The 18,492-nt window shown below is 61.0% G+C and carries 14 protein-coding genes, 1 other RNA gene and 2 pseudogenes; 13 read left to right on the top strand and 4 right to left on the bottom strand.

The annotated features are described in order from the left end of the window. Positions 1 to 163 precede the first annotated feature (163 nt). Complete coding sequence (gene recN, locus N5D53_RS12915; protein ID WP_190869972.1) at positions 164 to 1,837, top strand: DNA repair protein RecN; 1,674 nt, start codon at positions 164 to 166, stop codon at positions 1,835 to 1,837. A 189-nt stretch (positions 1,838 to 2,026) separates the two neighbouring features. On the opposite strand, the gene fur is transcribed toward recN, so the two are convergent. Further along, positions 2,027 to 2,431 carry a ferric iron uptake transcriptional regulator gene (gene fur, locus N5D53_RS12920; RefSeq protein WP_003249922.1) on the bottom strand — a complete coding sequence of 135 codons (405 nt, stop codon included), beginning with the start codon at positions 2,429 to 2,431 and terminating at the stop codon, positions 2,027 to 2,029. Between the two features lie 97 nt (positions 2,432 to 2,528). On the opposite strand from fur, the gene bamE reads away from it, so the two are divergent. Continuing rightward, on the top strand, positions 2,529 to 3,065 hold the full coding sequence (gene bamE / locus N5D53_RS12925; protein WP_010955369.1) for an outer membrane protein assembly factor BamE: 537 nt from the start codon (positions 2,529 to 2,531) through the stop codon (positions 3,063 to 3,065). 63 nt (positions 3,066 to 3,128) lie between these two features. Here the strand turns inward: bamE and N5D53_RS12930 are convergent, their stop codons facing one another. Beyond that, positions 3,129 to 3,563 (bottom strand): type II toxin-antitoxin system RatA family toxin, encoded by a 435-nt coding sequence (locus tag N5D53_RS12930; protein ID WP_014592414.1) that lies wholly within the window; start codon positions 3,561 to 3,563, stop codon positions 3,129 to 3,131. A 163-nt stretch (positions 3,564 to 3,726) separates the two neighbouring features. On the opposite strand from N5D53_RS12930, the gene smpB reads away from it, so the two are divergent. Continuing rightward, entirely contained in the window at positions 3,727 to 4,209 is a 483-nt protein-coding gene (smpB, locus tag N5D53_RS12935) for an SsrA-binding protein SmpB (protein ID WP_003249914.1), read from the top strand. A 204-nt stretch (positions 4,210 to 4,413) separates the two neighbouring features. Here the strand turns inward: smpB and N5D53_RS12940 are convergent, their stop codons facing one another. After that, positions 4,414 to 5,181: an FCD domain-containing protein gene (locus N5D53_RS12940; RefSeq protein ID WP_010955371.1), complete on the bottom strand. Its 768-nt coding sequence runs from the start codon at positions 5,179 to 5,181 to the stop codon at positions 4,414 to 4,416. Between the two features lie 256 nt (positions 5,182 to 5,437). Between N5D53_RS12940 and N5D53_RS12945 the strand changes: the two genes are divergently transcribed. The 9 genes and pseudogenes from N5D53_RS12945 to N5D53_RS12985 form a co-directional block, all read left to right on the top strand. Then, complete coding sequence (locus tag N5D53_RS12945) at positions 5,438 to 7,108, top strand: lactate permease LctP family transporter (protein ID WP_003249910.1); 1,671 nt, start codon at positions 5,438 to 5,440, stop codon at positions 7,106 to 7,108. Positions 7,109 to 7,170: 62 nt separating this feature from the next. Then, complete coding sequence (lldD, locus tag N5D53_RS12950) at positions 7,171 to 8,316, top strand: FMN-dependent L-lactate dehydrogenase LldD (RefSeq protein ID WP_021784340.1); 1,146 nt, start codon at positions 7,171 to 7,173, stop codon at positions 8,314 to 8,316. Positions 8,317 to 8,391: 75 nt separating this feature from the next. Continuing rightward, on the top strand, positions 8,392 to 11,202 hold the full coding sequence (locus tag N5D53_RS12955; RefSeq protein WP_014754484.1) for an FAD-binding and (Fe-S)-binding domain-containing protein: 2,811 nt from the start codon (positions 8,392 to 8,394) through the stop codon (positions 11,200 to 11,202). Between the two features lie 473 nt (positions 11,203 to 11,675). After that, positions 11,676 to 11,963 carry a hypothetical protein gene (locus N5D53_RS12960; RefSeq protein WP_279840407.1) on the top strand — a complete coding sequence of 96 codons (288 nt, stop codon included), beginning with the start codon at positions 11,676 to 11,678 and terminating at the stop codon, positions 11,961 to 11,963. Between the two features lie 99 nt (positions 11,964 to 12,062). Next, positions 12,063 to 12,454, top strand: a transfer-messenger RNA (tmRNA) gene (ssrA, locus tag N5D53_RS12965). 188 nt (positions 12,455 to 12,642) lie between these two features. Continuing rightward, positions 12,643 to 13,899, top strand: a complete 1,257-nt coding sequence (locus tag N5D53_RS12970; protein WP_019438965.1) for an integrase domain-containing protein — start codon at positions 12,643 to 12,645, stop codon at positions 13,897 to 13,899. Positions 13,900 to 14,844: 945 nt separating this feature from the next. Further along, positions 14,845 to 15,825 (top strand): integrase domain-containing protein, encoded by a 981-nt coding sequence (locus N5D53_RS12975; protein WP_019438964.1) that lies wholly within the window; start codon positions 14,845 to 14,847, stop codon positions 15,823 to 15,825. Further along, positions 15,822 to 16,096 (top strand): annotated as a pseudogene (locus N5D53_RS12980) (hypothetical protein). The gene N5D53_RS12975 and the pseudogene N5D53_RS12980 overlap by 4 nt, the downstream one beginning before the upstream one ends. A 173-nt stretch (positions 16,097 to 16,269) precedes the next feature. Next, positions 16,270 to 16,515, top strand: a pseudogene (locus N5D53_RS12985) (hypothetical protein); the annotation flags it as partial. Here the strand turns inward: N5D53_RS12985 and N5D53_RS12990 are convergent. Then, on the bottom strand, positions 16,451 to 17,557 hold the full coding sequence (locus N5D53_RS12990; RefSeq protein WP_279840408.1) for an endonuclease NucS domain-containing protein: 1,107 nt from the start codon (positions 17,555 to 17,557) through the stop codon (positions 16,451 to 16,453). The pseudogene N5D53_RS12985 and the gene N5D53_RS12990 sit on opposite strands and share 65 nt — an antisense overlap. 357 nt (positions 17,558 to 17,914) lie before the next feature. Between N5D53_RS12990 and N5D53_RS12995 the strand changes: the two genes are divergently transcribed. Next, positions 17,915 to 18,484 (top strand): hypothetical protein, encoded by a 570-nt coding sequence (locus N5D53_RS12995; protein ID WP_279840409.1) that lies wholly within the window; start codon positions 17,915 to 17,917, stop codon positions 18,482 to 18,484. Positions 18,485 to 18,492: the final 8 nt, after the last annotated feature.

Raw genomic sequence — 18,492 nt, forward strand, 5'->3', positions numbered from 1 at the left:
GCGAGCCAGGCTCGCCTTGGATGTCGGCTATATGGGGCCGGAAAAACCAGGTTCAAGGGGCAAGGTGGTTTTCAAGGCTGCAACAGAATCTGCGAAGGGGCATTGGCAGGCCCGAAAAAAGTACTGTATAAATAACCAGACCTGATTTCCGGGAGCCGACCCCATGCTGGTGCACCTGTCCATTCACAACTACGCCATCGTCGAGCACCTCGACCTCGAAATCGCCCGTGGCATGTCCGTCATCACTGGCGAGACCGGCGCCGGCAAATCGATCATGCTCGACGCCCTCGGCCTTGCCCTGGGCGACCGTGCCGACAGCGGCGTGGTGCGCCCCGGCACCGACAAGGCGGACATACTGGCCACCTTCGACCTGGTGGACATTCCCGAAGCGCACGCCTGGCTGGCCGAGCGCGACCTGGACAACGAAGGCCTGTGCATCTTGCGCCGGGTGATTACCGCCGAAGGCCGCAGCCGCGGCTACATCAACGGCACGCCCTGCCCGCTCGGCGACCTCAAGGCGCTGGGCGAACTGCTGATCGATATCCACAGCCAGCACGAGCACCAGTCCCTGCTCAAGACCGACACCCACCGCCGCCTGCTTGACGAGTATGCCGGCGCCGTCGACCTGGCCCGCCAGGTACAGCTTGCAGCCAAGCGCTGGAACCAGACCCGCCTGGAGCTGGAGCGCCTGTCCAACTCGGGCGACGAGCAGCGCGCCCGCCACCAGTTGCTCAGTTACCAGCTGGAAGAACTGGACAACCTCGGCCTGGGCGAGCACGAACTGGAGCAGCTGGAACAGGAACACAAGAACCTGACCAGCGCCGAAGCCCTGTTCGGCATCTGCCGCCAGGTCATCGACCAGTGCAGCGAGAGTGATTCGGGCAATGTGCTCAGCGCCCTCACCTCCAGCCTCAACCGCCTGGGTGCCGCCACCAACTCGCCCAAGGCGCTGAGCGAAGCGGCCAACCTGATCGCCAGCGCGCAGATTCAGGTCGAGGAAGCCGTGGGCGAACTCAACCGCTTCCTCGACAACTTCGACGCCGACCCGATGCGCCTGCAAGCCCTGGAAGAGCGCCTGGACACCATCTACACCCTGGCGCGCAAACACCGGGTGCACCCCACCGAACTGCCCCACCTGCAACAGCAACTGATGGAGGAGCTGGAAGGCCTTAACGCCAGTGACGAGTCGATCGAGCGGCTGGGCGAAGAGCTTGCCGCCTACGCCCAGCACTATAAAGAGAAGGCACGCGAACTCAGCGGCCTGCGCCAGCAAGCAGCGCAGCAGCTGGCAGGCGCGGTGGAGCAGGAAATCCAGCGCCTGGGCATGCCTGGCGGGCGCTTCTGCATCGAACTGACAGAGAACGAAGGCGCCGAACTGTCACCCCATGGCCTGGAGCAGATCGAACTGCTGGTCAGTGCCAACCCTGGCCAGCCGCTCAAGGCCCTGGCGAAGGTGGCGTCGGGTGGCGAACTGTCGCGTATCAGCCTGGCGATCCAGGTCATTACCGCGCAAACCTCGCGCATTCCTACCCTGGTGTTCGACGAAGTCGACGTGGGCATTGGCGGGCCAACGGCAGAAATCGTCGGCCAACTGCTGCGGCGCCTGGGCGAACGCGGCCAGGTACTGACCGTGACCCACCTGCCGCAGGTGGCGGCGCAGGGGCATCACCATTTGTTCGTGCACAAGGTGCGCAACAGCGACACTACCCACACCGCCGTGGCTAGCCTTGGCAAGCGTGAGCGCGTGGAAGAAGTGGCGCGGATGCTCGGCGGGATCGACCTGACCAAGGAATCTTTGGCGCATGCGCGCAAGATGGTGGTGAGCGGCAAGGCCTGAGCCTTGCTTTTCCAGGACGATTCGCGGGCACGCCCGCTCCCACAGGGTGATCACAGGATCTGAAACCTGAGGTGTACCTGTGGGAGCGGGCGCGCCCGCGAAGAGGCCGGCACGGACAACAAATCTTTTAGCCCCAGAAAGCACAAAGGCGACCCGAAGGTCGCCTTTGCTATCCATAACGAAAAATCGTTACTTCTTCTTACGCACGTACAGGACCAGATTGTGGTCCACCAGCTCGAAGCCATGCTCGGCCACGATTTCGCGCTGGCGCTTCTCGATTTCGGCATCCATGAATTCGATGACTTCACTGGTATCCACGTTCACCATGTGGTCGTGGTGACCGCCATCGGCCAGTTCGAATACTGCATGACCGCCGTCGAAGTTGTGGCGAACCACCAGACCCGCCGCCTCGAACTGGGTCAGCACGCGATAGACGGTGGCCAGGCCTACATCCTCGCCAGCCTCCATCAGCGCCTTGTAGACATCCTCTGCACTCATGTGACGCTGCTCGGTAGAGTCGAGCATCTGAAGGATCTTGACTCGAGGCAGGGTCACCTTGAGACCGGCTTTGCGCAATTCGCTATTTTCAACCATGGTCAGCTTTCTCGCCGATGCTGCTTCGCAGCTTCTCTTAATACGGGTATGATCGGGGTTTACGTTGTCCAGCCAAGATAGTGGAAGTCGCCCACCGATGCAAAACACCAAGCTCTTGCTAACCAGCCTCACCCTAGTGGGACTGCTCGCACTCGCCGGTTGCTCGTTTCCCGGGGTTTACAAAATCGACATCCAGCAGGGCAATGTCGTCACGCAAGACATGATAGACCAATTACGCCCGGGAATGACCCGCCGGCAAGTAAGGTTTATCATGGGCAACCCGCTTATTCAGGACACCTTCAACACCAATCGTTGGGATTACCTGTACAGCCTGCAGCCTGGTGGCGGTAAGCGCCAGCAGGAACGCATGAGTGTATTTTTCAACGAAAGCGATCAACTGGTCAGCCTGTCTGGCGACTTCATGCCAGGCGTAAGCCGCGATCAGGAAATCCTCGGCGGCAGCAGCGATACCACCGTCAGCCCGGCCACCGAGCCAGGCCAGACCGAGCAGCCGGCAGCGCAACCTGAAGAAAAACCGGCCAAGCCTGGTTCGACCGAAGAGTCCATCCAGCGCGAGATCGACACCATCGAGACCACCCCGGTCCCGACCCCGGCACCGCTGGAAACCCGCTAAGCGGGAACAGCAGATGCAAAAAAGCCCGGACCTGGTCCGGGCTTTTTGTTTGTGCCTTATCCGTCAGGCATTCAATTGCTTGGCACGCTGGCAGAACGCATCGACCAGTGTGTTGGCCGCCTGATTGAACAGCGGGCCCAACGTGGCGCGCACAATCGGCCCAGCGTAATCGAAGGACAGGTCCAGGCTGATCTTGCAGGCTTTTTCACCCAGCGCCTTGAACACCCAAACACCATGCAGCTGGGTGAACGGCCCTTCTTCGAGGTTCATCTCGATGGACTGCCCCGGCACCAGCACGTTACGCGTCACGAAGTGCTGGCTCATGCCCCCCTTGGCCACTTCGAGCTTGGCACGCATGTGTGTATCGCTGGTTTCGATCACCGTCGAGGCCGAGCACCACGGCAAAAATTCAGGGTAGCTGGCCACATCGTTGACCAGATCGTAAAGCGCCTGGGCGGGGTATGGCAGCAGGGCGGAGCGTTGAATATGGGTAGTCATCCAGGCGTCACTTCCAAGGCTGGGTGGCGGCGCTTCGCAGCGTGCCGAAAACAGGTTCTGTGCGTATGACAGGGTTTGTATTGTCCGGTATTCATTCCAGTGGCTCAAGCACACCGAAATCCCATAGCGGATGACGCGCGGACTTGCCTATAATGCCGCCCCTATGGCTAAGCAAAAAAAACATCCGACCGGGACCATCGCGCAAAACAAGAAAGCGCGACACGATTACTTCATCGAACACAAGTTCGAGGCCGGGCTGGTCCTGTCCGGCTGGGAAGTAAAAAGCCTGCGAGCCGGCAAGGCGCACCTGACTGACAGCTACGTGCTGCTCAAGGACGGTGAGGCCTGGCTGTTCGGCAGCCACATCACCCCGCTGACCACGGCCAGCACCCACGTCATCGCCGACCCTACACGCACCCGCAAGCTGCTGCTGAACAAGCGCGAGCTCGAGCGCGTGGAAGCGGCTGTGGCGCAAAAAGGCTACACCTGTGTGGCTTTGGCGCTGTACTGGAGCAAGCACCTGATCAAGTGCGAAATCGCACTGGGCAAGGGCAAGAAGGAATTCGACAAGCGCGACACCATGCGCGAACGCGATTCCAACCGCGAGCTGCAGCGGGCTGTGCGGAACAAGGGCAAGGAAGAGTAACGACTCTTCAGCCTGTTCCGGCCTCTTCGCGGGCAAGCCCGCTCCCACAGGAATGGCACCAGATTCAAGCCCGGCGCCTATCCTGTGGGAGCGGCCTCTTCGCGGGCACGCCCGCCCCACAGGAATGGCACCAGATTCAAGCCCGGCGCCTATCCTGTGGGAGCGGGCTTGCCCGCGAAGAGGCCGGTACTGCCCATAAAAGTTTCAGCGCCCGCTGCGCCGCTCTGCCCGCGCCACCCGCTGCGCTTCTTCGTGCGCCTCATGCAGCACCTCCTGCACATACAAAATGTGCCGGCTGGACACCTCTCGCGCATCCTCCGCCCTGCCCTCGACAATCGCCAGGTACAGCTCCCGGTGCTGACTGATCAGCATGTCCCGGGTTTCGGTACGCTGCTGGTACATGCCGCCGATGTTGGTCACCACGTTACGCTTGAGCAGGTCGAACAGCCCCCGGATGGTGTGCAGCAACACCGCGTTATGACTGGCCTCGGCGATCGCCAGGTGGAAGCGCGCATCAGCCGCGCCCTCTTCCGCACGGGTCACCTCATCGACCCTGGCATAGCAGTCCTGCAGCGCATCGAAGGCCGCCTTCAACCGTGCCCGGTCCGGCTCGGTGGCACGCTGGGCAGCGTAATAGGCGCAGGACGCCTCCAGGGTATGGCGGAACTCGAGCAGGTCACGCTGCGCTTCGGCACTGTGCTCGAGCAACTGCAGCAACGGGTCGCTGAAGGTGGACCCCAACGACTCCGCCACAAAATTGCCCCCGCCCTGCCGGCTGACCAGCAGCCCCTTGGCCACCAGCTTCTGGATCGCCTCACGCAGTGACGGGCGGGACACACCAAACTGCTCGGCCAGGACGCGCTCGGCCGGCAGCCGCTGCCCCGAGGTCAGCGTGCCTTCCAGAATCATCCCTTCCAGCCGATCGACAATGTCGTCGGACAGGCGCCGTTGGCGTACCTGATCAAAAACCATCACATGCTCTCCACAAACCCCCGGCAAATTTCAGGGGGTGTCTATTCTCGCCGATCCAGGCCACGCAAACACCCATCAAGCCGCGATTTTCCCAGCACATCAGATGCCCGCTCATCGGTACGCGACCAAAGTTTTGCACAGGACAAATTGACACACCCACGGCAGCGCTTTTAACCTAGCGTCCAGCCATTGTAAATTGGTCTTACCAATTATCCAATGCCAGTGCCTGACCAACAACAATTAGGGGCCACCCCATATGCAAACCTGGCAACAACTCTATAGCCCGCTTGGTAGTCTCGGCCTGTCCGCACTGGCGGCGGTCATCCCCATCGTGTTCTTCTTCCTGGCCCTCGCCGTGTTCCGCCTCAAGGGCCACGTAGCGGGCAGCATCACCCTCGCGCTGTCGATCCTGGTGGCGATCTTCGCCTTCCAGATGCCTGTCGACATGGCCCTCGCCGCCGCGGGTTACGGCTTCCTCTATGGCCTCTGGCCAATTGCCTGGATCATCGTTGCCGCGGTGTTCCTGTACAAACTCACGGTCAAGAGCGGCCAGTTCGAAGTGATCCGCAGCTCGGTGCTGTCGATTACCGACGACCAGCGCCTGCAAGTGCTGCTGATCGGCTTCTGCTTCGGCGCCTTCCTCGAAGGTGCGGCAGGCTTTGGCGCACCGGTGGCCATCACTGCCGCACTGCTGGTGGGCCTGGGCTTCAACCCGCTGTACGCTGCCGGCCTGTGCCTGATCGCCAACACCGCGCCAGTGGCCTTCGGCGCCCTGGGCATCCCGATCATCGTGGCCGGCCAGGTCACCGGTATCGACGCCTTCCACATCGGCGCCATGACCGGCCGCCAGCTGCCGCTGCTGTCGCTGTTCGTGCCGTTCTGGCTGGTGTTCATGATGGACGGCCTGCGTGGCGTGAAGGAAACCTGGCCTGCCGCCCTGGTTGCCGGCCTGAGCTTTGCCGTCACCCAGTACTTCACCTCGAACTTCATCGGCCCGGAACTGCCAGACATCACCTCGGCACTGGCCAGCCTGATCTGCCTTACCCTGTTCCTGAAAGTCTGGCAGCCCAAGCGTGCGTTCAGCGAGGCCAAAGGCAGTGTCGGCGCAGCCGTTGTGCAGCCAAGCGGCAGCCAGCCTAGCCCGTACAGCTTTGGCGAGATCTTCAAGGCCTGGTCGCCGTTCCTGATCCTCACCGTGCTGGTCACCATCTGGACCCTGAAGCCGTTCAAGGCGGCTTTCGCTCCGGGCGGCGCGATGTACAACTTCGTGTTCAACTTCGCCATCCCGCACCTCGACCAGCTGGTGATCAAGACCGCACCGATCGTTGCCGCGCCGACCGCCATGCCGGCGGTGTTCAAGCTGGACCCGATCTCCGCCACCGGCACCGCGATCTTCCTCTCGGCGCTGATCTCGATGGCGGTGTTGAAGATCAACTTCAAAACTGGTCTTACCACTTTCAAAGAAACCTTCTGGGAACTGCGCTGGCCGATTCTGTCGATCGGCATGGTGTTGGCCTTCGCCTTCGTCACCAACTACTCGGGCATGTCCTCGACCATGGCCCTGGTGCTGGCCGGTACCGGCGCCGCGTTCCCGTTCTTCTCGCCGTTCCTCGGCTGGCTGGGCGTGTTCCTGACCGGCTCGGACACCTCGTCCAACGCCCTGTTCAGCTCGCTGCAGGCCACCACCGCGCACCAGATCGGGGTCAACGACACCCTGCTGGTGGCGGCCAACACCAGCGGCGGCGTAACCGGCAAGATGATCTCGCCGCAATCGATCGCCGTGGCCTGCGCCGCTACCGGCCTGGTCGGCAAGGAATCCGACCTGTTCCGCTTCACCGTCAAGCACAGCCTGTTCTTCGCCACCATCGTCGGCCTGATCACCCTGATCCAGGCTTACTGGCTGACCGGCATGCTGGTTCATCACTAAAGTGAAAGGGGCCGGGCGCCGTCGCGCGCCCGGCACTCCCACAAGCAACGCTGCGAGAATCCATGATCATTTCTGCCTCTACCGACTATCGCGCCGCGGCCCAACGCAAGCTGCCCCCCTTCCTGTTCCACTACGCTGACGGCGGCGCCTACGCCGAGCACACCCTGCGCCACAACGTCTCGGACCTGGCCGGCATCGCCCTGCGCCAGCGCGTGCTGAACAACATGTCCGAGCTCAGCCTGGAAACCAAGCTGTTCGACGAAACCCTGAGCATGCCGGTGGCCCTGGCCCCGGTCGGCCTCACCGGCATGTACGCCCGCCGTGGCGAAGTGCAGGCCGCACGCGCAGCGGCGGCCCATGGCATCCCGTTCACCATGTCTACCGTGTCGGTGTGCCCGATCGAAGAAGTGGCGCCCGCCATCGACCGGCCGATGTGGTTCCAGCTGTATGTGCTCAAGGACCGCGGCTTCATGCGTAATGCCCTGGAGCGGGCCAAGGCCGCCGGCGTCAAAACCCTGGTGTTCACCGTGGACATGCCCGTACCCGGCGCTCGCTACCGCGACGCCCACTCTGGCATGAGCGGCAAGAACGGCCCGCTGCGCCGCGTGCTGCAAGCCATGACCCACCCCGAGTGGGCATGGGACGTGGGCGTGATGGGCCGCCCGCATGACCTGGGCAACATCTCCAAATACCGTGGCAACCCCACCGGCCTTGCCGACTACATCGGCTGGCTGGGCAACAACTTCGACCCGTCCATTTCCTGGAAAGACCTGGAGTGGATCCGCGAGTTCTGGGACGGCCCGATGATCATCAAAGGCATTCTCGATGCCGATGACGCCCGCGATGCGGTCAAGTTCGGTGCCGACGGTATCGTGGTGTCCAACCACGGCGGCCGCCAGCTCGACGGCGTGCTGTCCAGTGCCCGCGCCCTGCCGGCCATTGCCGACGCGGTCAAAGGCGACCTGAAGATTCTGGCCGACTCGGGCATTCGCAGTGGCCTGGACGTGGTGCGCATGATCGCCCTGGGTGCCGACACCGTACTGATCGGCCGCGCCTTCCTCTATGCCCTTGCCGTGCATGGCCAGGCCGGCGTGAAAAACCTGCTTGAGCTGTTCGAAAAGGAAATGCGCGTGGCCATGGTGCTGACCGGTGCCAAGTCGATCAGCGAGATCACCCGCGACTCGCTGGTACGCGAACTGGGCGCCTGAACGCCTGCAAGAACCACCGCCTGAATGACCCGGGGCATGTAGCGCACAGACGCCACAGCCCCGCGAGGAGACTGCATGAGCCTGCCCGCCGCGTTCCTGCGTGATGCCGAGCGCCTGATCCCCGCCGAACGCCGCTTCGACGACCCCACCTCCACCCTGGCCTTCGGCACCGACGCCAGCTTCTACCGCTTGATCCCCAAGCTGGTGGTGCGCGTCGAGTCCGAGGACGAGGTGGTCGGCCTGATCAAACTGGCCCAGCGCGAGCGGGTGCCGGTCACCTTCCGCGCTGCCGGCACCAGCCTGTCTGGCCAGGCCATCAGCGACTCGGTGCTGATCGTGCTCGGCGATAACTGGAACGGCCGCGAAATCCGTCGCCAGGGCGAGCAGATTCGCCTGCAACCCGGCGTGATCGGCGCCCAGGCCAACGCCTGGCTGGCCCCCTTCGGGCGCAAGATCGGCCCCGACCCGGCCTCGATCAACGCCTGCAAGATCGGCGGCATCGTCGCCAACAACGCCAGTGGCATGTGCTGCGGCACCGCTCAGAACACCTACCACACCCTGGCGGGCCTGCGCCTGGTGCTGGCCGACGGCACCCGCCTGGACAGCGAAGACCCGGCCAGCGTCGCCGCCTTCGAAAGCAGCCACGCCGAGCTGCTGGAGGCACTGGCCCGCCTGGGCCGCGAAACCCGCGCCAACACCGCGCTGGCCGAGCGCATCCGGCACAAATACCGGCTGAAGAACACCACAGGCCTGTCACTGAACGCACTGGTGGACTACGACCAGCCGCTGGACATCCTGCAGCACCTGCTGGTCGGCTCCGAAGGCACCCTGGGCTTCATCAGCGCCGTCACGTACGACACCGTGCCCGACCACCCGCACAAGGCCAGCGCCCTGCTGGTGTTCCCCAGCGTCGAAAGCTGCTGCCGCGCGGTACCCGTGCTCAAGCAGCAGCCGGTCTCGGCCGTGGAACTGCTCGACCGCCGCAGCCTGCGCTCGGTGCAGAACATGCCCGGCATGCCGCTGTGGGTAAAAGGCCTGTCGGACAATGCCTGCGCCCTGCTCATCGAATCCCGCGCCGCCAGCCAGAGCCTGCTGCACGAGCAACTGCAGCAGATCATGGCCTCGATCGCCGACTTCCCGCTGGAACAGCAGGTGGACTTCAGCGAAGACCCGGCCGTGTACAACCAGCTGTGGAAAATCCGCAAGGACACCTTCCCCGCCGTCGGTGCCGTGCGCCAGACCGGCACCACGGTCATCATCGAAGACGTGACCTTCCCCGTCGAGCAACTGGCCGAAGGCGTCAACCGCCTGATCCAGCTGTTCGACAAGCATCACTATGACGAAGCGATCATTTTCGGCCACGCGCTGGAAGGCAACCTGCACTTCGTCTTTACCCAAGGTTTCAACAGCGCCGAAGAAGTCGCCCGTTACCAGGCGTTCATGGACGACGTGGCGCAACTGGTGGCGGTGGAGTTTGGCGGCTCGCTCAAGGCCGAGCACGGCACCGGGCGCAACATGGCGCCCTTCGTGGAGCTGGAGTGGGGGCACGACGCCTACCAGCTGATGTGGAAGCTCAAGCGCCTGCTCGACCCCAACGGCATCCTCAACCCCGACGTGGTATTGAGCGACGACCCGGACATCCACCTGAAAAACCTCAAGCCGCTGCCTGCCGCCGACGAAATCGTCGACAAGTGCATCGAGTGCGGCTTTTGCGAACCGGTGTGCCCGTCCAAGGGCCTGACCCTCAGCCCGCGCCAGCGCATCGTCATGTGGCGTGACATCCAGGCCAAGCAACGCGCCGGCATCGATACCCGTGAACTGATGCAAAGCTACCAGTACCAGGGCATCGACACCTGCGCCGCTACCGGCCTGTGCGCCCAGCGCTGCCCGGTCGGCATCAACACCGGCGAGCTGGTGAAGAAACTGCGCAGCCAGGCCGCCGACCACGCTAAAACCGCCGACTGGCTGGCCGAGCATTTCCACACCGCCCTAAGCGGTGCGCGCCTGACCCTGACCGCCGCCAATACCGCACGCAAGCTGCTAGGCGCCCCGCGCCTGGGCCGCCTGAGCGCTTCGCTGAGTAAAGCCAGCAAAGGCCGCCTGCCCCAATGGACCCCGGCCATGCCGCAACCGCTGCGCCCGCTGGCCTTCGGCGCGACCAGCAACGACGCCCGCCCCCGCGTGGTGTACCTGGCCGCCTGCGTTTCCCGGGTAATGGGCCCGGCCTATGCCGACCGCGAGCAAAGCTCGCTGCTGGACAAAACCCGCGCCCTGCTGGAAAAGGCCGGTTACCAGGTGGTGTTCCCCGACAACGCCGACAGCCTGTGCTGCGGCCAACCGTTCGCCTCCAAGGGCTACCCCGAGCAGGCCGAACACAAACGCCAGGAGCTGATCACCGCCCTGCTGCACGCCAGCCGCGGCGGCCTCGACCCGATCTATTGCGACACCAGCCCCTGCACCCTGCGCCTGGTGCAGGACTTGGGCGACACCCGGCTGGACCTGTACGACCCGGTGCGCTTCATCCGCACCCACCTGCTTGACCGACTGGAGTTCACCCCCCAGGACGAACCGGTAGCCGTGCACGTGACCTGCAGCACCCAGCACCTGGGCGAAAGCCAGGCCTTGATCGACCTGGCGCGGCGTTGCAGCAAACAAGTGGTGATCCCGGAAGGCATTCACTGCTGCGGGTTTGCCGGTGACAAAGGCTTTACCACCCCCGAGTTGAACGCCCACTCGCTGCGCAGCCTGAAGGACGCCGTGCAGTATTGCAGCGAAGGTATTTCCACCAGCCGCACCTGCGAGATTGGCCTGTCGAGCCACAGCGGCATCGACTACCACGGCCTGGTTTACCTGGTAGACCGCGTCACCCGGCCACGCAGCCTCTAACGCGTTGATATAGGTGGGGAGCGCTGTGTAGGAGCGGGTTTACCCGCGAAGAGGCCGGCCCTGCTGGCCAATCCCCACCCGCCGCTCACCGTCGCAGCCACCACCGTATTCGCGGGTAAACCCGCTCCTACGCAGATTGGTGGTGCCCACACATCAGTGGTTGTACACAGCCCCCCCCGTAGGAGCGGGTTCACCCGCGAAGAGGCCGGCCCTGCTGGCCAATCTCTACCCGTCGTCCACCGTCGCAGCCACCACCGCATTCGCGGGTAAACCCGCCCCTACACCGATTGGTGGCGCCCACACATCGGTGGTTTTACACAGCCCGCCGTATCCGCGGGTTCACCCGCGAACACCGGCAACGCCGGTGCCATCCCCACCTCAATATCGCCCCGCCACATCCCGATTGAACCCCCGCCAATCCCCCGCAGTCCACCTTACAGGCCCACCTTCCAGAGGCCCCAGAGGAGACACCCATGAAAGGTACCGCACTTTCGGCCCTGTTCGCGGCCGCCACCCTGCTGGCTTCGCCGGTGTTCGCCGCCGATGACCTCTGCACCGCCAACCTGCAAAAGATCGACGACAGCATGGCCACCGCCGGCGCCACCTCCGAGGGCCTGGACAAAGCCATCACCGAGCACGTCGACAAAGCCAAGGCCGCCCAGGCCTCGGGCGACACCAAGGAATGCATTGCCATTACCAGCAAAGTCCTGGAACGCCTGGAAAAAACCGAGAAAGGCAGCAGCAGCGGCGGCGGCGCGTGAGCCCAAAAGCGGGCGACTGGACCGGCTGTCGACGTCGCCCGCGCAATGGCGTATACTCCGTCCTACGCGCCGCAAGGTGCGTTAGCCAAGAGCTAGTGCGGGGCCGATTAGGATTCGACGCCGGTAGCGAAACTCTAGGTGCATGCCGAGTTGGTAACAGAACTCGTAAATCCACTGTTGCAACTTCTATAGTTGCCAATGACGAAACCTACGGCGAGGAATCCTACGCTCTCGCAGCGTAAGTGACCTTTGCTTCTGGTAGCTTCGGCTCCAGCAATCACTAGGGGATGCCTGTAAACCCGAAATGATTGTCATACAGAACAGGATCGTCGCGTAGCACGTTGTGGGCGAAGTGACTAAAACTTACACAACTCATCCAAAGCACCCTGCCCGTCGGGCGGCTGCGGATTAAATCAGTAGACACGGCTAAGCATGTAGTACCGACAGCGGAGTACTGGCGGACGGGGGTTCAAATCCCCCCGGCTCCACCAAATGATCAATCAAAGACGTCCACGGACGTCTTTTTTTGTGCCTGGAAGGCAGTGAAATCAAGGGTTTACTGCTCTTTTGAAGACCACAACGGTTTTTTGAGTTCCAGCCATCCCGGTATTCCCGGTGGTATTCCAGTCTACCTGGAGCTAATCTTGGGAATACCAAAAGGTGTCATGGAGCTTCTCCCATGTGCGCTCAAACAGCTCGCCTCTCCGACCGCCAGCTCAAGGCGGTCAAGCCCAAAGACAAGGACTATGTCCTCACGGATGGCGACGGCCTCCAGCTCCGAGTCCGGGTCAATCGCTCGATGCAGTGGAATTTCAACTACAGGCATCCGGTCACCAAGAATCGAATCAACATGGCGCTCGGCTCCTATCCAGAGGTCTCTCTGGCGCAAGCTCGGCGGAAAGCGGTTGAAGCAAGGGAAGTACTTGCACAGGGGATCGATCCCAAAGCTCAGCGCAATGATCTCGCACAGGCCAAGCTAGCCGAAACGGAACATACGTTCGAGAAAGTAGCTACCGCCTGGTTCGAGCTGAAAAAGGACTCGGTCACGCCGGCCTATGCTGAGGACATCTGGCGCTCACTCACGCTGCACGTTTTCCCAAGCATGAAATCGACTCCGATCTCGGAAGTGAGCGCACCGATGGTGATCAAGATCCTTCGACCCATCGAAGCCAAAGGCAGCTTGGAAACCGTGAAGCGGCTTAGCCAGCGCCTCAACGAGATCATGACCTATGGGGTCAATTCGGGAATGATTTTCGCGAACCCGCTCAGCGGGATTCGGGCGGTATTCAAGAAGCCGAAGAAAGAAAACATGGCGGCGCTACCACCCGAGGAGCTTCCTGAACTCATGCTGGAAATAGCGAACGCCAGCATCAAGCGCACGACCCGCTGCCTGATCGAATGGCAGTTGCACACCATGACTCGCCCAGCCGAGGCGGCGACTACTCGTTGGGCAGACATCGATTTTGAAAGGCGTGTCTGGACCATTCCATCTGAGAGGATGAAGAAGCGCCGCCCGCACAGCATCCCGTTGAGCGATCAAGCCATGTCATTGCTGGAGATACTGAAGTCTCACAGTGGCCATCGGGAATACGTCTTCCCGGCAGACAGAAATCCGCGCACCCACGCCAATAGCCAAACGGCCAACATGGCGTTGAAGCGCATGGGCTTCCAGGATCGGTTGGTCAGCCACGGCATGCGTTCGATGGCCAGCACCATCTTGAATGAACATGGGTGGGACCCGGAACTCATTGAGGTCGCACTGGCGCATGTCGACAAGGATGAGGTGCGCAGCGCCTACAACCGAGCCGATTACATTGAGCGTCGGCGACCGATGATGGCTTGGTGGAGTGAGTATATCCAGAAAGCCGCGACCGGCAGCCTGCTCGCCTCTGCATACGGCCAAGTCAGAGACAAGAACGTGGTGCCGATCCGCTAGCTCTGTACAGCGCAAGAACGGCAGCAGCAACCTTTGAGCGCTCAAGATTCGGGGCAGGCAGCTTCGCTTATCCGTTTTTTAACACGGGTCCATCCAAACAGGGCTGCAAAGCCGCCCTGTTTGGATGGACCTCACTTTGAAGAGCTAAAAGCCACGACTTTGTCCGGGATTTACCACAGAACTCCACCGATGGATAACCGCTTTTCACGCCCCCAAGAGCGCTGAATTTCGGCCGTTGACCGGGTTTATCCACAGGCGTAGAACTGACCGTGCAAGCGCTGTCGATGACAGCACCCCAGGTGACCCGAACCTTGAAGGTCACGCCGCTCACGCGGTGGTTCTTCCCAAGGGCGATTCGCATCCGGCAGCTCGCCCGGTCACTACCCACGTGATGGATGCTCTTACACATATGGCGCTGGTGCGCCAGTTACACCGTACCTCGCTGCCCTGCAGCAACCTATCCGCTTGGCCGAATATTGCGCCAACCTGTGCCCGTCTCTTTCTCTTGGAAAGAGACGGGCACTTCTACCACTGCTGCAGCCCTGATCGCACATGGCTTTGCGGCGTTCCCCCTCGTGACAATCGGCGTGACAAACGCCGATGTCACCAGCAACAGCGCTGTAGATGATGGTGCCGCAGACCACGGAATGGACTGCACCTGACTGACAGTCAGGCATGCCCCGGTCATCGCATTGCTGCTTGCACCTGGCTCAGGATCTCGCGGCACTGGTCTCGTCAGCCAATGCAGCCTCCACCCGCCCACCGGTAACGGTGTTCAGGAGGCCAGATCATGAGATGCCCTTGCTCCCGGACGTAAGGAGCCGCCAGTCCCGCGCTAGAGGACATCCCCACAGGTCGCAGGGGCCTTGATCCCTGATAACACTCAGCATTCTTGGCGGGATGACGTGGGGCGTGGATCGTAGAACGGCAGATGAGGTGACCGACATGGCATTGGTGGGTAGACGCGATGGCCGTAATTTCGGCTACGGCAGGCAATTGAGCTACGCAGGTCCGCAGGCGCTGAAAGACACATTCGGCGGCGGTCATTACGGGACCGTCAAGGCGCACAGCGATCGGTGGCAAGCATTCGTCAAATGGTGCCGCTCTGAACAGGGGCCTGGTATCAATGATGCGCGGCAGATTGATCGGAAGGTACTGGCCGACTATGCGGCGTATCTGCGCGACGTGGTTGGGCGCGGTGCCCTCGCAATCAGCACCGCACAAAACCGGCTCTCCAGCGTTAACAGAACCATGGCAGCGCTTCGCGGTGATCAGTGCGTGAAATTGCCAAGTCCAAGCAAGGCGTTGGGTATGCAGCGCACCGGGGTTCGACACTCGGTGCCGCAGGGCGAAGACCGCGAACAGGTGAAGCAGATCGTCGATGCGCTTTGCGACCAACAACAACTACGGGCCGCCGCGATTGTTCTTTTGGCTCGTGCTACCGGCATGCGCTTGCGTGAAGCCGTCTTGGCTGACCTGCCACGGTTAAGTCGTGAGGCTCGAGACATTGGCAAGATCAACATCCAGGACGGCACTAAAGGCGGCCGCGCCGGCGCCTCGGCGCCACGTTGGATTGCGGTGGACGACCATATTCGAGGTGCGCTTGCGTTTGCACGGCAGGTGTCGCCTGTGGGCAGCCGCAACCTGATCGCGCCACACGAAAGCTACCTGAGTCTGCTGCAAAAAATCATCCGCCCTGCACGGGACATCCTACATTCACACAACCTCAAAGGCTTTCACGAGCTACGAGCGGCCTATGCATGTGAGCGCTACGAGCAGATCACCCAACACCCCGCGCCAATCAGTGGTGGCAATCGTTGCCAGGTAGATAGGCACCTTGATCGTGAGGCCCGGAGGCAAATCAGTTATGCACTGGGGCACGGCCGGATCGACGTGGTCGCCACCTACATTGGAGGGCGCACATGAGTAAGCCATTCGATATGGAACTGTTCTTGGCTGGCGTGTTGACCGGATCACACGTCACGAGGCAACGTCATTTGCGGCAGGCGAGAATCATCCAAACTGAAATCTCGGAGCGCTGGCAGCGACAGACGCCTTGGACATGGCAGAAAAACACGTGGCTTGGTTTCTTGAGCATCGCCTAAATCGACGCAGCAATGCGACGCGGTATTATTATTTGCTGACCGTGCGGCTTATCGTTCTTCGTTTACAAAAAACATGGGGGTTCAATCGCTGAGTGAGACCGGTTGAATCCACAACCCATCGCTGCACTCCGTGGCGAGCAGAAATCGTCATCAGCGGACATAGCTCCGAGGCTCAGACGGCAGGCCTACGTCAGCATATATCCCTTACCTGCTCATGGAGTAGATCACGGCGGCGTTCGGCGTGGGCACCATGGTCCGAATTCCGCCACCGGAGCGGGCTCGGGAACAGTCCTCTGAGCTTGTGGGGTACGCTCAAGACCTGACCATAGAGGGGTTGATGGAGACTAATCCAGTGATTATCTGGGCTGGGCAACCTCTCTGCGCGCTGGGTAAAGCTCTGCTGGATGATGCGCTGAGCTCGAGTCGAGCCCAAAGCTTGGCCGCCACTACACGACCTCACCAGCGGCCATATCATCGAAATGAGGGAAGCGCTCCTTCAACCGCTCGATAGTTGCTCTCCATTTCGGCGTCTTGGGCCGGCAAACCGTATTCTGATTCCCGAACATTCCAATCTCACGAACGGCCAGGCTAACCGGAACGGTTTGTAGCCACCGGATCGGGACGAAATATTCGCAGTGCTCAGGGTCATCAATGAATTCGGCGTGGTAGTTGGCGCGGACCGCGACCTGCATTACCGGCCGCTCCTCGCCATCCTTCATCACCCTGAATTCTTTTGCTGCGACAGCAGGGCCAAGCACGCGACCAACCCCCACATAACCTTGCTGGGGAATATTGATCCACACACGATCCTCCGCGGACAACAGCTGGAGCGTCTTGCTGTACCAGGAGCCTCCACCGCCTGATATGAACCCGAACTCCATAGCATCGGCCCATGAGCGTGAATCCGAGTCTCCAAACGAGCAGTAAAACTCACCATTCCAAGGCTCACTCAGCCCATGGCTGACAGACGCGGCATTCACTTGGGTCTGCACTGGATCGAGCAACCAGGACCTACTCAGCAATTGTTGCTCGCCTACTTGAAAGACTTGGAAGCAGAGCACGTTGATCGGAATGTCTCGCTTGCTGAGGTATTGCACGATTCGCTCGCTACTCGCATCCAACTCAGTGGCGACGATTATCAACTGATGGCTGGCATTCAGCTCATCGTCATCCAGCACACGGCCAAAACGTGTCTGGAAGTCAACAGAGAGGCTTTGCCCTGGACGGAAACGTTGATAAATCGCAGCGATATCGCTTTCCGTCAGGCCATCTACCCAGGCAGCGTAATCGAGTGTTTGAGCAACCACCTCGCGCGGCGTACGGTCTCGTTTGAGCTCAATCAGGACAAGGCTGCCGTCAGGGGCGACAGCGAGCAGGTCAATACGGCCACCCGCATCTGTAAGCTCCTGCCGTCCTATGAGCATCCATTCTTCAGACAGAATGCTCGGCGAGTTGACGATCATTTCCTCTAAAAGCTGCTCACTTGGCAATTGGCTTTGGTACAGCTTTTTTGGTGCAGATCCAACGGTCCAAACGTCGGTTTTGATGGGCACGGAGCATTCCTTGAGCGCTATGGTGGGCGGTAGTGAAGCATGGATCGGAGAGACTTTGAAGCTGCTGTTCGGGCTCGTCAGAGCCGGGTCATCGTGGAGAACTACGCCCCCTGGCTCACGACGTTATCGACGGTATCATCAAGGAAGCCAAAGCCGGGCTGGACAAAATCTTGAGGGGTAAGCCCAACGCTCGTATTTCTCTCCGTGCGCAGACCTGCGGTGGGATGAAGCCGATTTTCCAAGCCTATAAGAAACCATTGACAAGGTTGAAGAAAAAGAATTTTAATTGATCTCGATTACGCCGCTCTCGAAAGGAGCAGCGTTGTAACTGACCCTTACTAAAATTGGTGCCTTATGATGCGCTTTAGCTCTCGCGTTGCTCTTCCGCAATATTCCGAATTCTTCCGCACTGAGTACGACCAGCAACAGAATGTTGGTGCGCTCGGCGCTCACTACTCCATTCTCTCCCTCCCCTTGATCTCCACGCCTGATAGCCCTGTAGAGCTGCAGCGCCTGGCTGTAATTTGGGATCAAGACCACGATGAGCGTATCATCACTTTGCTGGAAGCTGCCTATTTCAAAGGCCTGCTTGCACCTGGAATCCTCTATCTCGCTGAGCACAAGGGTCACGTAGCAGTGATTACCAATAGAGATTTCGACAAGGCTGAAAGGAAACGCCAGTCCCGCTTCTGGCAGCGCGTCAGCGATGAGGTCATTACGGGCGATCAGTTCAAAGTAGAGCTAATGCTTGAAGAGGATTACCTCTTCGACCTTCAGGAAGAGCTGCGCCCGTTGTTCAAGACTTATCTTGAGCATATCGATCACGCCTGGACACTTGGCCCGAACGCCTATCATCGTCGCAATGACTCGGATCGACCGCGCGGAGACCTTTTCAACACAGTTAATTTGAGTAAGCGCTCCTGGTAAGTAATGCG

The sequence above is a fragment of the Pseudomonas sp. GD03862 genome, from assembly GCF_029840855.1.
Classification (GTDB): Bacteria; Pseudomonadota; Gammaproteobacteria; order Pseudomonadales; family Pseudomonadaceae; genus Aquipseudomonas; species Aquipseudomonas alloputida.

Excerpts from the sequence above, each read along its gene's own strand:
- fur (WP_003249922.1), bottom strand. The coding sequence starts at position 2,431 with ATGGTTGAAAATAGCGAATTGCGCAAAGCCGGTCTCAAGGTGACCCTG.
- N5D53_RS12960 (WP_279840407.1), top strand. The coding sequence starts at position 11,676 with ATGAAAGGTACCGCACTTTCGGCCCTGTTCGCGGCCGCCACCCTGCTG.
- lldD (WP_021784340.1), top strand. The coding sequence starts at position 7,171 with ATGATCATTTCTGCCTCTACCGACTATCGCGCCGCGGCCCAACGCAAG.
- N5D53_RS12975 (WP_019438964.1), top strand. The coding sequence starts at position 14,845 with ATGGCATTGGTGGGTAGACGCGATGGCCGTAATTTCGGCTACGGCAGG.
- N5D53_RS12970 (WP_019438965.1), top strand. The coding sequence starts at position 12,643 with ATGTGCGCTCAAACAGCTCGCCTCTCCGACCGCCAGCTCAAGGCGGTC.
- N5D53_RS12940 (WP_010955371.1), bottom strand. The coding sequence starts at position 5,181 with ATGGTTTTTGATCAGGTACGCCAACGGCGCCTGTCCGACGACATTGTC.
- N5D53_RS12995 (WP_279840409.1), top strand. The coding sequence starts at position 17,915 with ATGCGCTTTAGCTCTCGCGTTGCTCTTCCGCAATATTCCGAATTCTTC.
- N5D53_RS12955 (WP_014754484.1), top strand. The coding sequence starts at position 8,392 with ATGAGCCTGCCCGCCGCGTTCCTGCGTGATGCCGAGCGCCTGATCCCC.
- N5D53_RS12945 (WP_003249910.1), top strand. The coding sequence starts at position 5,438 with ATGCAAACCTGGCAACAACTCTATAGCCCGCTTGGTAGTCTCGGCCTG.
- recN (WP_190869972.1), top strand. The coding sequence starts at position 164 with ATGCTGGTGCACCTGTCCATTCACAACTACGCCATCGTCGAGCACCTC.
- smpB (WP_003249914.1), top strand. The coding sequence starts at position 3,727 with ATGGCTAAGCAAAAAAAACATCCGACCGGGACCATCGCGCAAAACAAG.
- bamE (WP_010955369.1), top strand. The coding sequence starts at position 2,529 with ATGCAAAACACCAAGCTCTTGCTAACCAGCCTCACCCTAGTGGGACTG.
- N5D53_RS12930 (WP_014592414.1), bottom strand. The coding sequence starts at position 3,563 with ATGACTACCCATATTCAACGCTCCGCCCTGCTGCCATACCCCGCCCAG.